Source organism: Gordonia zhenghanii (genome assembly GCF_021738965.1).
In the GTDB taxonomy this organism is placed as follows: domain Bacteria; phylum Actinomycetota; class Actinomycetes; order Mycobacteriales; family Mycobacteriaceae; genus Gordonia; species Gordonia zhenghanii.
Window position 1 is genome coordinate 20,324 of the sequence record NZ_JAKKOQ010000016.1, and the last position, 14,556, is coordinate 34,879.

A 14,556-nucleotide genomic window follows, 5' to 3' on the forward strand; every position below is an offset into this window, starting at 1 on the left:
TTGCGGTATGCCAGTCGATCCTCGCACCGCACTCTCGAACGCTCGCCTCTACCTCTGCACCGATGCTCGCACCGAGCGCGGCGACCTGCTGGATTTCGTCGCCGCAGCCGTGGCCGGGGGCGTCGACATCGTCCAACTGCGGGACAAGGAAATGGATGCGGCCGCCGAGTTGGAGACGCTCGCGCAGCTGCGCGACGTGGTCCACGCCGGTGGCGCATTGCTGGCGGTGAACGACCGAGCCGACCTCGCGCACGCCGCCCGGGCCGACGTCCTGCATCTCGGGCAGGACGATCTGCCGCCGAGCGCGGCTCGCGTGATCGTCGGTCCGGACACGGTGATCGGACGGTCTACTCACGACGTCGACCAGATGCGTGCTGCCGTCGAGGACCGCGACGTCGACTACTTCTGCACCGGCCCGCTGTGGGCCACGCCGACGAAGCCCGGCCGCGCGGCGACCGGTCTCGATCTGGTCCGGGCGGCCGCCGCGGGCGCCGCAGGCAAACCCTGGTTCGCGATCGGCGGCATCGACCTGCAACGGGTCCCCGAGGTCACGGCGGCGGGCGCCTCCCGGGTCGTCGTGGTGCGGGCGATCACCGCCGCCGACGACCCAAAGCAGGCCGCTTCCGCGCTCCGCGAAGCGGTGCTAGGCTGTCCGACATCATGATGTGGAAGCTTCTCGTAACCCGCCGCAGCGGGGTCTGATTCGACCGACCCCCCGCTGCGGGTTCGTCGTTGCTCCACTCATTCTCGTCGGTCACCGATTCTTCGATCGAAATGAACCGACATGATGCACTCCATTCAGATTCAGCCGACATCCTGGACTCGTGACGGGCGCGGCGACCGCCGCATGCCCGCCTGGTTTCCCCGGGAGGCGGCCACCATGACCACTGCACACTTCGACACGACGTACGCTCCGACCGGTTCTATCTCGTTGGAGGCCTTCACTTTCGAGCCGTGCCGCGCCGACCTGGTCCACTGCACCGCGAAGCTGCGAGTCAGTCAGCGCGCGGTCCGCCTGGAGGCGACGGCGTCCGGCGTCATCGGCGCGATGACCTCAATGCTCTACGACATCGACGCGGGCGTCGAGATCGTCTCGATCTCGCAGCAGGTCGACGACGAGGAAGTCACCACGTATCTGTTGTGCGACTCCAACGGACGACGCTGCTGGTCGTACGGAATCGGAAGCACCGCAGACGAATCGGCAGTCGCCGCCCTGATCTCCGGAGCCAACCAGCTGTCGAAGAACTGAGTCGCGGGCTCAGGCGAGCCGGTCGACCAACCCCGGCCATGCCGCGGCCAGGCCCGGATGGAGCGGGAGCGCCGCGACCTGCGTCGCCGGGACCCACCGCAGTTCGGTCGACTCCCCGTTCGGGGTCGTCGCAACCTGCGACGCTGCGCGGGCGAGCACCGTCGTGTACGTCCAACCGCTCGAGGCGCGATGGGTGACGACGACGTCGACGACGTCCACCTGGTCGTCGGTGATGCCTGCCTCTTCCCAGGCCTCCCGGACGGCGGCCTGCTCGACCGTCTCGTGCGAGTCGCGGGCTCCGCCTGGCAGCCCCCACGTCCCGCCTTGATGCGACCAGATCGCGCGGTGCTGCAGCAGGACGGCGACTCCGTCGTCGGTCGCGGCGGTCAACAGCAGTCCGGCGGCTCCATGCCGACCCCAGTACCGCTGGCCGTCGGCGTCGAAGACCCAGCCGTCGCCGTCTCCCTGCACGCTGCCTCCCACGCCGTCCGACGTCGATTCCGGTGTCGCCGACACCGGTGACCGGCGACTCGCCCCTCACCGTACCGGGTGTTGCCGGACGACCGCAGGCCCGACGACTAGGCTGAAACCAACCCGAGTGAAGGGATTGTCGTGACCGGCCAGGTTTCGGGAGTGCGCTCCGCGCTCACGCATGCCGGGCGAACCGTGATTCCGGAACGCCCCGGATCCGGACCGACTCTCCGACAAGTCATAGCCGACCGCCGCGAACTCGCCGCGATGACCCGGGAGCGCGTGAGCTCTCCCCTTGTCGCCTTCCGTTTCTACGCCACCACCACGCCGGGGAAACTCGTCATCATCCTGCTCGCGATGATCCTCGCCTGCACCCTGACCGGCTGGTACTCGTCGGCGGCGCTGACCACCCGAAGCCAAACGCTCTCGTCTCTGATCGACCGCAGCGAGCCACAGGCCGAGGCCGCGGAGACCCTGTACAGCTCGCTGTCGGTGGCCGACGCTGCCGCCAATTCGGCGTTCATCTCGGGCGGCCGCGAGTCGCCCGAGCTGCGCGCCTCATTCACCGATTCGATCGCCACCGCGTCCACCGCGCTGATAGCCGCGACCGACGGCTACCGGGACGACGCGTCGGCGCACACCGACGACGAGGAGGGCGCCCGCGCCGACCTCAACACGCTCGCGGTCAAGCTGCCCGAGTACACAGGCCTCGTCGAGACGGCACGGACCAACAACCGACTCGGGTACCCCGTCGGCTCGGCGTATCTCACTGTCGCGTCGACCCTCATGCAGGACACGATCCTGCCTGCGGCCCAGCGTCTCTACGAGCAGCGTTCGGCGGCGATCTCCGAGCCGCAGCGCACCCTGACGGTTCCGCCGTGGGGCGTTTACGTTGCGTTGTTCCTGATCATCGGCATGCTCCTGGTGACCGGACGATATCTGGCCCGTCGAACACGTCGCCATTTCAACGTCGGCCTGATCGCCGCGCTGACGGCCCTCGGACTCGGCACCGTGTGGCTCCTTGTCTCCGGCTTGACCTCGGTCGCTGCGGCGAACACGGCGAAAGAGTCCGGAGCCGACCCGCTTCACACGCTGACCAGCATGCGGATCCTCACTCAGCAGGCCAGATCCGCCGAGACCCTGTCCCTGGTCCGCCGGTCCGACCCGGGCGAACTGGATCGACAGTTCGAGACGTCGATGGCCCAGATCGTCGACCGCGCCGACGACCTCCAGGGCTCGGCCGAACTCGACGACGACGCCGGGATCACCGACCCGCTCGGCGACGTGAAGTCGGCCGTCGAGCGCTGGCGCTCGGCACACTCCGAGGTCGGCCGGCTCCTGACCGCGGGCGACTTCACCAGCGCTCGAGCGCTCACCATCGGCGACGGCTCGATCAGCACGGCCACCGGCTACGAAGAGGCCAATGCCGCACTCGTCGAGGCGATCGCCGAAGCGCGGTCGACCTTCCGCGCCAATATCAACACCGCTCAACGGGTCCTCGGGTTCACCGGAACCGGCATCGCCGTTCTGTGCGGCGTCGCGGCGATCGCCGTGTTCGGCGGGCTGTTTCCTCGAATCAGGGAGTACCGGTGACCAGGCGATCGGGAATCAAGCTCAGGCGCGGCCTCTCGGTCGCGGTCCTTGCCCTCGCCGTCACCGTCGGTCTCGGCGCCTGCGGCGTGACGACGAGCGAGAACGGCGATCCGCCGACGACCACGGCCGACATCCCGCTCCCGCCCAACGTCTCCTTCGACGAAGGCGACCACAGCCCGTCGGAGTCCACCGAGTCGACCGACTGCGACACCTCGAGTCTGCGGCCTCGGGGCGAACTTCCGACTCCCGGCCAGATGCCCGCGCACTCGATGATGGACCAGATCCTCAAACGGGGACGGCTGGTCGTCGGCACCGACCTCGGCTCCAATCCGCTGAGCTTCCGCGACCCGTTGAGCGGCGACGTCATGGGATTCGACGTCGACATCGCGCACTGGATCTCCGCGGCGATCTTCGGCGACCCCAACCGGGTCGATTACCGGATCGTGTCGAGCGACGACCGCATCGAGGCGTTGCAGAACGGCACCGTCGACATGGTCGTCAAATCCATGTCGATCACCTGCGAGCGGTTGGCCGCCATCGATTTCTCGATCCCGTACTTCGAGGCCTCGCAACGCATCCTCGCCTACCGGCACACGGGGATCGAGAGCGTCGCCGACCTCGACGGGAAACGGGTGTGCGTCTCGTTGTCGTCGACGTCGGCGAACCGAGTCAAAGAACTGGCGCCGACGGCGCGGTTCGCGACGACCGCCAGTTGGGCCGACTGTCTCGTGATGATGCAGCAGGGACAGGTCGACGCCATCACCTCCGACACCCCGATCCTCGCAGGCATCGCCGCCCAGGACCCGTGGGCGAAGGTCGTCGGGGAGAGTCTCGGCGCCGAGGACTACGGGGTCGGCGTCGCCAAAGGCCACCCCGAATTCGTCGAATTCATCAACGCGGTCCTCGAGAAGCGACGCGCCGACGGCAGTTGGCAGAGTTCCTACGATCGGTGGCTCTCGGTCCTTGGCCCAGGATCGCCCCCGCCGTACACCTACCGCGATTGAAGACGATGAGCGACGACGACCAGACTGACGAGACCCAGACGCAACCGGTCCAGACCATGCCGTCTGCGCCCGACGACGGGCCGGCGACGCAGGCTGCCGCCCCGATATCCACGGTCGGCACCACACCAGTCCATCAGAGCACTCAGGGGACCCAGGTCCGGCGGCTGTTCGAGGACATCACGTCGTCGCGCCGCAAGATCCGCAAGGCTCCGTCGCACATCCACGACCGCAGGCTCGGAAGCGGTCTGGTACAGCTTCCGGACGTCACCGACATCGACCCGGCGGACGCCGTCCTCGCCGACCCGATGATCGTCGAGTCCAAGCGAACCTGTTGGAAGTGCGGCGCCGAGGTCGGCCGGAGTTCCGGGCCGGGAAAGGGTCCGGCCCAGGGCACCTGCCCCAACTGCGGGTCGCGCTACTCGTTCGTCCCCGGACTCGCCCGCGGGACGATGGTCGCCGACCAGTACGAGATCGCGGGCGCCATCGCCCACGGCGGCATGGGGTGGATCTACCTGGCGGTCGATCACAATGTGTCCGACCGCCCCGTCGTCCTCAAAGGCCTGCTGAACTCGTCTGATTCACAGGCCCAGGCCGTCGCGATCGCCGAACGGCAGTTCCTGGCGTCCGTGAACGACCCGGGCATCGTGAAGATCTTCAACTTCGTCGAATGGGCCGACGACGACGGTCGGCTGTTCGGGTACATCGTGATGGAGTACGTCGGCGGTCACACGCTGAAACATCTGACGACGGGTCCCACCGGCAAGACGAAGCCGATGCCCGTCGAACAGGCGATGGCGTACATCCTCGAAGTCCTCTCGGCCGTCGGCTACCTGCACTCGGTCGGCCTGGTCTACAACGACGTGAAACCCGACAACATCATGATCACCGCCGACGAGGTCAAGCTCATCGACCTCGGTGCGGTCTCGTCGATCAACGGGTACGGCCGCCTGTACGGCACCCCCGGATTTCAGGCGCCGGAGATCGTCGATACGGGTCCGCAGGTCGCGACGGACATCTATTCGATCGGCCGCACGCTGGCCGTGCTCACCGTCGACATGCCGATGGAGGAAGGTCGGTACGTCGACGGGCTACCCGACCCGGAGACCACCCCGGTCTTCGTCGCCAACCCGTCCTTCTACTTCCTGCTGCAGCGTGCGACATCGACGGATCCGACCGAGCGGTTCGAGTCCGCCGAGGAGATGACCACGCAAGTCCTCAACGTGCTGCGTGAGACCGTCGCCCTGCACACCGGTGTGCCACGACCGTCGTTGTCGACGGTGTTCACTCCGCAGCGCTCGACCTTCGGTACCGAGCTGCTGCTGGCACCGGTCGACGGCTTCTTCAATGCGAAGGACGCCGCCATCCACGACCCGGCGGACATCGCCCGCGCACTCCCCATCCCACTGGTGGACCCGACCGATCCCGCAGCGAACGTGTTGACCTCGGCAGCGCTCTCGTATCCGCGCCAGACGTTGGACACGATCAAAGCCGCCCGCGCCGAAGGGTTCGCGTCGCTGATGTCGCCGGATCAGGTGCCGTTTCCCCGACGGAACGCCGAGCATCCGTCCCTGGAGATCGATCTCGCCGAAGCCCGAGCGCACTTGGAGCTGGGCAACCTCGACACCGCACTGCAATTGCTCGGGGAGGTCGCCGACAACCATGGCGACTCGTGGCGACTGCACTGGTTCCTCGGCATCTGTGCCCTGCTGAACGCCGAACCGGAACTCGCCTTCGACCGCTTTCACGAAGTCCTCGAGGCCCTGCCCGGCGAGGTCGCACCGAAGCTGGCCGTCGCAGGCACTGCCGAACTCATCGGCTACTGGCTGTCGGCCGAAGGCCTGTCGACCAACGATCAGGCGGCCCAGGTCGAACGGTGGTACGACATCGCCCGCCAGGCCTACCACGACCTCTGGCTCACCGATCACGCCATCGTCACCGCTGCGTTCGGTTACGCCCGGATGCTGCTCGCCGAGGGTGAGATCGCGCAGGCGATCGAGCCGCTCGACGAGGTGCCGATCACGAGCCGACACTTCGGCACCGCCCAGATCAGCGCGATCCTGTCGCTCGTGCACGGCCGACCGCCGGCCGAGATCACACCGGACGAATTGTTCGAGGCGTCGGCTCGCTTCAATCAGATCGGGCTCGACGATCCGCGCCGCCGCCGTTTGAAGCTGATCGTCCTCGGGAGCGCTCTCGGCTGGGTCGACGCGCACCCCGGGGCGGGCGAGGGCGAGGACTTCCTCGGCTTCCCCTTCACCGAGCCCGGCCTGCGCGCAGGTACCGAACGATCACTGCGCGAGCTGGCGCGCGCCACGCGAGACAACCGCGCCCACCGCTTCCTTCTCGTCGACCTCGCGAACCTGGTCCGTCCCGCGACGTTGTTTTAGCGCGCCAGCGCCGCTGGTCGAGCTCTACTTCCGCTGGTCGAGCGAAGTCGAGACCCTCGCCGCTGGTCGAGCGGAGTCGAGACCCTCGCCGCTGGTCGAGCCCTACTTCCGCTGGTCGAGCGGAGTCGAGGCCCCCTAGAACCGCACGTCGACGGCATCCGCGCCGGACAGCGACAACGCGGCGAGGGAGGTCGGGGTGATTCCTCCGCGGAACGTGGCCTTCACGCCGGAGACGTCCTGGCTCTGCGCCAGTCGCGCCGCCTGCGCGGCCGTGAGGTGCAGATCGGCGACGTCGGTTCGGCGGAGGTGGTCGTCGCCGTTCATGTCGGTCGACGATGTCTTCATCGACAGGACCCCGCGGGTCCCGCTCACGCGGATGATCGGGTCGGCGAGCGCGATCTCGAGCAGGTGGAAGCGCGTGTAGACGACGGCGGTGCCCCGGTAGCGCAGTTCGCCTCGACCGTTGCGGATGGTGTTGTCGGCGAGCTCGAAGGTCATGCGGCCGCGGGCGTCGACGTCCGCGCCGTCCTTGCCGACGAGGGCGCCTTCGGTCGCGTCAACCGCGTTCGAGAAGCTCGGCGAGTAGCCCCACACCAGGTTCTGCGCGGCCGGCTTCGGCGTGTTCGGGCCGTCCGCGGTCGAGTAGTTGAGCGGGACGTACTTCTCCTGCGCGGCGTTGATCGAGTTCGCAGCGCCGTAGGTGTAGACGCCCCACCGCTTGTTCGCGGGAGTCTTGTCCGGGGTCGCGAGCGTCAGGCGCGCGGTGAACCGGCCCTGCGCGTCCAACGGCACCCACTGCTGACGGATGGTCCGTCGGAGGTCGAACGGCGCGGCGGGCACTCTGCCGAGCGCTGACCGCGAGAGCGCCCACTTGGTCTTGCCGCGGACCTCGGCGCGCGAGGACGCTGGCGCATTCTTCGATGGCTGCCAGATTGGCGCGAAGCCGCCGAAGGTCACGAAGGTGCCGTGTGGGACGCCGGGCGGCACGGGCACGGGGAGCCCCGACGTGTTGGCTGCGGGATCGAATCCGGTGCCCTTCACGACCACCTGATCACCTGGATGCAGCACGGTGTTCCCGATCGGCGTCACTCCGTCGGCCGCATACACACTGATCTCAGGTACGAACCGCTCCGCCTGCGCCGGGCCGACTCCGGCCACGGCACCCGAGAACGCCAACGCGCCGACCACGAACAGAACGACAAGACCACGTAATCTAGACATGAGCGGAGCCTAACCTATTGCACTTCTCGGCCGATTCGGACCTTAGTCCCGTATCCGTGCCGATTTCTTCAAGACCCGATGCTCGTCTGGCGGGAGAATTCGAGTCATGAACACACGCAAAGACATGAACATCTGGCCCGGCCTCACGTGCAACGACCCACTCGCCGAACGCGACTGGCTCACCCGGTTGGGCTTCGAGCCCGGCATCCTCGTCGAGGGCGACGGTCCAGGCGAAGTGATCCACTCGGAGATGCTGTGGCCCGACGGAGGTCGCGTCATGGTGAGCTCAGCGGGCAAGACCGATTCGACGTTCGCCACCCCGATCGGAACCGCCAACGTGTACGTGGTGGTGTCCGATCCGGATGCCGTCTACGCGAAGGCCACCGACCTCGGCGCGAAGCTGGTGCGCGACATGGCCGAAGAGGACTATGGATCTCGAGGGTTCTCGATCGCCGACCCGGAGGGCAACCTGTGGAGCTTCGGAACGTACGCGGGCTGACCGCCGATCTGCACCGGGTCGGCGTCGAGGTCACTCCGTACGAGATCACGGGAGTGCGCCCCGGCACCCACCTGGGCATCCCGTCGCCCACGGTCACGCTCATCGTCGATCTGGGAGACGGCCTCGTCCTCACCGGACCAGGCTTGGCACAGGAGACGAGCTTCACGTGCGGTGTCGGCGAGCTCCACCTCGAATCGTTCACGATCCACCACGACGGGACACAGGTCGGCGTCCAGCTCGATCTGAGCCCGGGCGCCGTCCGCCGACTGTTCGGCATACCGGTCGGAGCCTTGTCGTCGATGGTCGAACTCGATCAGATCGACGCTCGCCTCACCTCGCGTCTGCGAGACGCCGTCGGAGCCGTCCCGCATGCGACGCGACGCCAGACGGCGTCGGAGGTCCTCGTCGACCACCTGACCGCGAGGTGGGACGCCCCCGGCCGCCCCGACCCGGACGCTGTCCGTGCGTGGCAGAGAATTCTGCGCACGCGCGGTCGGGTTCGGGTGTCGAGCCTGGTCGAGGAGTCGGGTTGGTCCGCCCGCAGGCTGACCGGGGTGTTCGCCGCCGAGTTCGGCATGGGACCGAAGCAGGCGGCCCGGCTCGTCCGGTTCGACGAGGCCAGGCACCTCCTCGAGGGCGGTCGCGTACCCGCGGACGTCGCCGCCGACCTCTGCTACGCCGACCAAGCTCACCTGACCCGCGAGTTCGCGTCGTTCACCGGCTGCTCGCCGACGCGGTACCTCGCGGACCGTCGCGCTGACGTACTCACCGACTCCGCTCACCTCGACGACGTTCGCTCCCCTCGGGAGGCGAGCGAACGCGCTTTACAGGAGCGGATGTCTGCGAAGTGAGCGGTTACTTCTCGATCGGGTTGCCATAGTCGTCCCAGTGCTCGGCGACCTTCTTGCTCGGCTGAACACGAGGCGGCTCGCCCGGCATCTTCGGATACGACGGCGGGTAAGGCAGATCGCCGAGACCGTCGGCATCGTCGCGGGCGACCATCTCCAGGAGTGGCTCGAGCCCGACGGCGTGATCGGCGATGTCGGCCCACGGGTCACCGCGGTGTTCCACCAGTGCGGGCACGGTGGCGATCGTCAGGTTCTCGGGGTCGACGTCGGCGAGTTCGTCCCACGTCAGCGGTGTCGACACTCGCGCGGTCGCCGACTTGCGCACCGAGTACGGGGCGGCCATCGACCGGTCGCGGGCGTTCTGGTTGTAGTCGATGAAGATCCGTTCGCCGCGCTCCTCTTTCCACCACGACGTTGTGACGAGCTCCGGTGCGCGACGCTCCAATTCGCGCCCCAACGCGATCACCGCACGCCTCGTGGCGATGAAGTCCCACTCGGGCCGGATCGGGACGAACACGTGGATGCCGCGACTGCCCGACGTCTTCACGAATCCCGTGTACCCGAGTTCGTCGAGCAGCGGTCGGACGTAGTCGATCGCCACCGCGCGCACATCGTCGAAGTCACGCGTCGCCGTCGGATCCAAGTCGATCCGCAACTGGTCAGGGTGGTCGTTGTCGGGATCAAGGGTGGGCCAGGTGTGAAGGGTGACGGTTCCGAGGTTGGCGGCCCACACGACATCGGCTGGGATCCGCGGACAGAACGCCTGGCCGGAACGCTTGGAGGGGAAGACGATTCGCGTCGATTCGACGTGGTCGGGATGATATTTCGTCAAGTGCTTCTGGTAGATCTCGTCGCCCTCGACACCGTCGGGGAAACGCTGCAGGAAGTTCGGACGGCCACCGATCGCGTCGAGCAGCGGCCCGGCGAGCGCCATCGCACGGTAGTACTCGACGAGGTCGGCTTTCCGTCCGCCTGCCTCGCCGAGTTCGGGGAAATAGATCTTGTCGGGGTTGCTGAGCTTGACCTCGACCCCGTCGACGTCGAGCATCACCGGCTTCGGTTTCGAACTCTTACTCGCCATCAGTACCTTCCAGCACGTCGTGAATGTCGTAGGTCAGCGGAACTTCGAGTTGGTCGTACCCGCAGCTGGACGGGTCCCGGTCCGGTCGCCACCGCACGAACTTCACCGTGTGCCGGAACCTTCCGTTCTCCATCTGGTCGTAAGCCACTTCGACGACGAGTTCTTGGCGGACGGGCAGCCACTCGCTGCTGCCTGCAGTGCGCCACCGCGACACCTCCCCCTGTGCGACGCAGTCCGGATCGAGCCGCATGGGCTCGAACATCTCCTGGAGTTCGATTCGCTTCTTATCCGAGAACGCACTCGACCCGCCGACCATCCGGAGCTCGCCGTCGTCGCCGTACAGTCCGAGGAGCATCGAGCCGAGACCCGTTCCGCTCTTGTGGACGCGATAGCCGAGGACCACGCAGTCGGCGGTCCGCTTGTGCTTTATCTTGACCATCTCGCGTTTGTTCGGCACGTACAGCCCGTCGAGTCGTTTCGCGACGACGCCGTCCAAGCCTGCGCCCTCGAACGCGGTGAACCACTGGTCCGCGACGACGGGATCTTGCGTCACCCGGCTGACTTGTAGGGATCCCCCAGGTCCGATGGCTTGACGCAGTGCGTCACGACGGACCGTGAACGCCTCCCCGGTCAGGTCGATGTCTTCGAGCGCGAGCGCGTCGAATCCGATGAAGATCGCGGGCGTCTCGAGCGAGAGCTTCTCGATGCGCGATGCTGCGGGGTGGATGCGTTGGCTCAGCGAGTCCCAGTCGAGGCGCCGGACACTGTCGATCTCGCGAACCACGCCGACTTCGCCGTCGACGACGACCCGCTCAGGCAGTTCGGCGCGCGCAGCCTCGACGAGTTCGGGAAAATACCTGGCCAGGTCCTTGCCGCCGCGCGAGACCATGACGACCTCGTCACCGTCACGGAAGATCAACGCGCGGAACCCGTCCCACTTGGGCTCGTACGACCACGTCGGTCCTTCCGCCGGCTGGTCGGGAACGGACGCCACCGCCTTCGCGAGCATCGGCGCGACGGGCGGGTTGATCGGAAGGTCCACCCGTTCATCGTCCACGACACCACCGACAGCGGCAACGGATTCGGCCCAACCCATGGGCGAGGCCATCATGCGCGCGCCCGCTGCTGGCCGACTGGTCGCCCTCCCGACACTGCGCCGACACCGTCAGGCCACCCGACGCCCCTAACGTCTGGAGACGATGGCGACCACACCGAAATCCGTCTCGGCCCATTCCCGCAGACATTTCCTCGGCTTGGCGGCGACCGCCACCGGAACTGCCGCTGCCGCAACTCTTCTGCCGCCCTCGCTCATCGACGCAGTCGCGCGCGGCAGACCGGCCGGAAGTCTGCGCGATGTGGAGCACGTCGTCGTCCTGATGCAGGAGAACCGTTCGTTCGACCACTATTTCGGGACGTTGCGCGGGGTGCGCGGATTCGCCGACAACTCCGCGAAACCGGGTGTCTTCGATCAGGGCGGCGTGCGCCCGTTCCTCGCTCGGGACGCGGCGAACCGTGGCGATCTGTCCGTCGAATACCTGGCCTCCCTTCCACACTCGTGGCCGGACGGTCACCAAGCTCTCAACGAGGGTCACTGCGACGGGTGGGTCGGCGCGAAGGGCACCGCAACCATGGCCGCCTACGATCGCCGCGACATCGCATTCCAGTTCGCGCTGGCCGAGACGTTCACGGTGTGCGACGGTTACTTCTCGTCGTGTCCGACGTCGACGAGCCCGAACCGGAACTTCCTGTTCTCCGGCGCCAGCGGCTTCGAGCCCTCGGGGCCGCGCGCGGTCGGCAACGACGCCTACGACTCCGCGCACCCGGGTTACACGTGGAAGACGTATGCGGAATCGCTGCACGAGGCAGGCGTCGCCTGGCGCGTCTACCAAGAATGGGACAACTACACCGACAACAACCTCGACTTCTTCGCGACGTTCCGCACCCTCGGACGCGCCGCCGTCGAAGCCGCAGGCGAGCGCGGTGGCGATCTGACCGGCTTCTACGAGGACCTGTTGGAGGCGTCCGACGTCGACGAGCAGCGTGAGCGCGCCCAGAGAGTGCACGACGCCGCAGCCCGGATCGGCGACGGATTCACCGGCCTCTACCGCCGCGGACTGCACCGGGGCGAGCCGGGCTCGCTCGTCTCGCGGTTCCACCGGGACGTGGAGGCCGACGAGCTGCCGACCGTGTCGTGGATCGTCGCGTCGGCAGCCGACTCCGAGCATCCGTCCGCGTCGTCGCCGATCCAGTCGTCCACGCTCACCTACCGTCTACTCGACGCGCTCGCGTCGAACCCTCGAGTCTGGGCGAAGACCGCGATGCTACTGACCTTCGATGAGTTCGACGGCTACTTCGATCACGTCGTACCGCCGTTGCCCCCGGAGGGCGAGCCCGACGAGTGGTGGGACGGCAAGCCGATGGGGTTGGGTTTCCGGGTGCCGATGACGATCATCTCGCCGTGGACCGTCGGCGGCCGCGTCTCGTCGGATGTCTTCGACCACACCTCCGTGGTGCGATTCCTCGAACGGGTCACCGGCGTGGACTGTCCGAATATCTCGAAGTGGCGACGCCGGGTATGCGGCGACCTGGTGTCGGCGTTCGACTTCGGTCGCTCGGACGGCCTCCGGCTACCCGCTCACCCAGGACCGGTGCCGTCATTCGAGAAACGTTGGGAGGCGACGCCGGGCGGCGGCCATCCAGTGCAGGAGAGCCAACGAGCGGTGGCGCTCCCGACCCCGTACCGGTTATCGGCGGTCGTCGTCGACGGCGTCCTGCACCTGCGGAACGACGGATCGCGCCCTGCCGTGTTCGGCGTGTTCTACGACGGTCGCGTCGACCACCACACGGTGCGCGGCAGACGGCGCGTCCAGTTGGCGTCGATCACCGAACACGTCGTGGTGACTGGACCCGACCGGTTTCTCCGCGACCTGTGGTTCCCGCGGAACGGTTCCTCCGCCGACGTCGTGCTCGACCATGCGAGTCGACGGATCCGAGTGAACGGACGCGATGTGACTGCCACCGCGGTGACCGACGGCTGGTACGAGGTGTCTCTCGCGGGTACCGCCGGTCGCCAGTACTACACCGGTCGTCTCGAGAGCGGACGGCCGACGGCGACGTCGCCGCTACGCGCCGACTGATCGCCGGACGGCGGTGCCTTACGGTGTTGAGCGTGGCCAACGACTTCGCCCCCGCAAGCCGATTCGCCCCGGCAGGCCGTTTCGCGCCCTCCCCGTCCGGCGACCTGCACATCGGGAACCTCCGAACGGCGGTGCTCGCCTTTCTCTTCGCTCGATCGTCTGATCGGCGGTTCCTGATGCGCGTGGAAGACCTCGACCGAGTGCGTCCCGGAGCGCAGGAGCGACAACTCGCGGACCTCGCCTCCATCGGGCTCACCTGGGACGGTCCGGTGCTCCAGCAGAGCGACCGGTACGACGCGTACTCGTCGGTGATCGGCGGACTCGTCGCCGAGGGCGACACGTTCGAATGCTTCTGCACCCGCCGCGAGATCCTGGATGCGCCGACGGCTCCGCACGCCCCGCAGGGCTCGTATCCGGGCACGTGCCGTGACCTGACCGACGCCGAACGCGACGAACGACGACGCACCCGTCCCGCCGCGATCCGCCTCCGCTCGGAGGTCACGTCGTTCACGGTCACCGACATCCTGCACCGCGAGTTCACCGGCGACGTCGACGATTTCGTCCTGCAACGCAACGACGGCACGCCTGCCTACAACCTCGCGGTAGTCGTCGACGACGCAGCGTCCGGCGTGGATCAGGTGGTGCGCGGCGACGACCTCCTGACGTCGGCGCCGCGCCAGGCATACCTCGCGACCAGGCTCGGCTACTCGCCGCCCGAGTACGCGCACGTCCCGATGGTCCTCAACGCCGACCACAAGCGTCTTGCCAAACGCGACGGTGCGGTCACCGTCGCCGACCTGGCCGAGCAGGGCGTCGACGCGGAGTCGGTCCTGTCGATGATCGCCGCCTCACTCGGCCTCGCCGACGACGGCGAGAAGGTCACGATGAACGACCTCGGCGAACGCTTCTCCCCCTCCGCCCTCCCCCGCGATCCCTGGATCTTCGACGCCGGGTAGCGAGTGTCCCGACTGGTCGAGATCTCGACTCCGCTCGATCAACGAGGGAAAGCGCTCGATCAACGGGAGTGACGCTCGATCAACGGCAAGACCGCACGAGCAACGGGGCG

The 14,556-nt window shown here is 67.5% G+C and carries 13 protein-coding genes; 9 read left to right on the forward strand and 4 right to left on the reverse strand.

The window, feature by feature from the left end; genetic code table 11:
* The first annotated feature begins 7 nt into the window (after positions 1-7).
* Positions 8-664, forward strand: coding sequence for a thiamine phosphate synthase (gene thiE / locus L5G32_RS16480; RefSeq protein WP_237012169.1), 657 nt, complete (start codon positions 8-10; stop codon positions 662-664).
* Positions 665-880: 216 nt separating this feature from the next.
* Positions 881-1,249, forward strand: a complete 369-nt coding sequence (locus tag L5G32_RS16485; RefSeq protein WP_237012170.1) for a hypothetical protein — start codon at positions 881-883, stop codon at positions 1,247-1,249.
* 9 nt (positions 1,250-1,258) lie between these two features.
* Here L5G32_RS16485 and L5G32_RS16490 read toward each other — a convergent pair whose 3' ends face one another.
* Positions 1,259-1,720 carry an NUDIX domain-containing protein gene (locus L5G32_RS16490; protein ID WP_237012171.1) on the reverse strand — a complete coding sequence of 154 codons (462 nt, stop codon included), beginning with the start codon at positions 1,718-1,720 and terminating at the stop codon, positions 1,259-1,261.
* 141 nt (positions 1,721-1,861) lie between these two features.
* Here L5G32_RS16490 and L5G32_RS16495 point away from each other — a divergent pair, with 141 nt between their 5' ends.
* The 3 genes from L5G32_RS16495 to L5G32_RS16505 are packed head-to-tail and all read left to right on the forward strand — an operon-like array spanning position 1,862 to position 6,704.
* On the forward strand, positions 1,862-3,313 hold the full coding sequence (locus L5G32_RS16495) for a GlnX family signal transduction membrane protein (protein WP_237012172.1): 1,452 nt from the start codon (positions 1,862-1,864) through the stop codon (positions 3,311-3,313).
* Positions 3,310-4,317 carry a glutamate ABC transporter substrate-binding protein gene (locus L5G32_RS16500; RefSeq protein WP_237012173.1) on the forward strand — a complete coding sequence of 336 codons (1,008 nt, stop codon included), beginning with the start codon at positions 3,310-3,312 and terminating at the stop codon, positions 4,315-4,317. Before L5G32_RS16495 ends, L5G32_RS16500 begins: the two co-directional genes overlap by 4 nt.
* Positions 4,318-4,322: 5 nt before the next feature.
* On the forward strand, positions 4,323-6,704 hold the full coding sequence (locus tag L5G32_RS16505; protein ID WP_237012174.1) for a serine/threonine-protein kinase: 2,382 nt from the start codon (positions 4,323-4,325) through the stop codon (positions 6,702-6,704).
* A gap of 135 nt (positions 6,705-6,839) precedes the next feature.
* On the opposite strand, the gene L5G32_RS16510 is transcribed toward L5G32_RS16505, so the two are convergent.
* Complete coding sequence (locus tag L5G32_RS16510; RefSeq protein ID WP_237012175.1) at positions 6,840-7,925, reverse strand: HtaA domain-containing protein; 1,086 nt, start codon at positions 7,923-7,925, stop codon at positions 6,840-6,842.
* 106 nt (positions 7,926-8,031) lie between these two features.
* Here L5G32_RS16510 and L5G32_RS16515 point away from each other — a divergent pair, with 106 nt between their 5' ends.
* Positions 8,032-8,424, forward strand: coding sequence for a VOC family protein (locus tag L5G32_RS16515; protein ID WP_237012176.1), 393 nt, complete (start codon positions 8,032-8,034; stop codon positions 8,422-8,424).
* Complete coding sequence (locus L5G32_RS16520; protein ID WP_237012177.1) at positions 8,397-9,275, forward strand: helix-turn-helix domain-containing protein; 879 nt, start codon at positions 8,397-8,399, stop codon at positions 9,273-9,275. Before L5G32_RS16515 ends, L5G32_RS16520 begins: the two co-directional genes overlap by 28 nt.
* A gap of 4 nt (positions 9,276-9,279) precedes the next feature.
* Here the strand turns inward: L5G32_RS16520 and L5G32_RS16525 are convergent, their stop codons facing one another.
* A complete protein-coding gene (locus L5G32_RS16525) occupies positions 9,280-10,353 on the reverse strand; it encodes a DNA polymerase domain-containing protein (protein WP_237012178.1) in 1,074 nt (357 codons plus the stop codon).
* A complete protein-coding gene (locus L5G32_RS16530) occupies positions 10,343-11,395 on the reverse strand; it encodes an ATP-dependent DNA ligase (RefSeq protein ID WP_237012237.1) in 1,053 nt (350 codons plus the stop codon). The genes L5G32_RS16525 and L5G32_RS16530 overlap by 11 nt, the downstream gene beginning before the upstream one ends.
* A 157-nt stretch (positions 11,396-11,552) precedes the next feature.
* Here L5G32_RS16530 and L5G32_RS16535 point away from each other — a divergent pair, with 157 nt between their 5' ends.
* Together L5G32_RS16535 and gluQRS are read left to right on the forward strand one after the other, a co-directional pair.
* The gene (locus tag L5G32_RS16535; protein WP_237012179.1) at positions 11,553-13,490 is read left to right on the forward strand and encodes an alkaline phosphatase family protein; all 1,938 of its coding nucleotides are present in this window, start codon (positions 11,553-11,555) and stop codon (positions 13,488-13,490) included.
* Between the two features lie 32 nt (positions 13,491-13,522).
* Positions 13,523-14,446 (forward strand): tRNA glutamyl-Q(34) synthetase GluQRS, encoded by a 924-nt coding sequence (gluQRS, locus tag L5G32_RS16540; RefSeq protein WP_237012180.1) that lies wholly within the window; start codon positions 13,523-13,525, stop codon positions 14,444-14,446.
* The last annotated feature ends 110 nt before the right edge of the window (positions 14,447-14,556 follow it).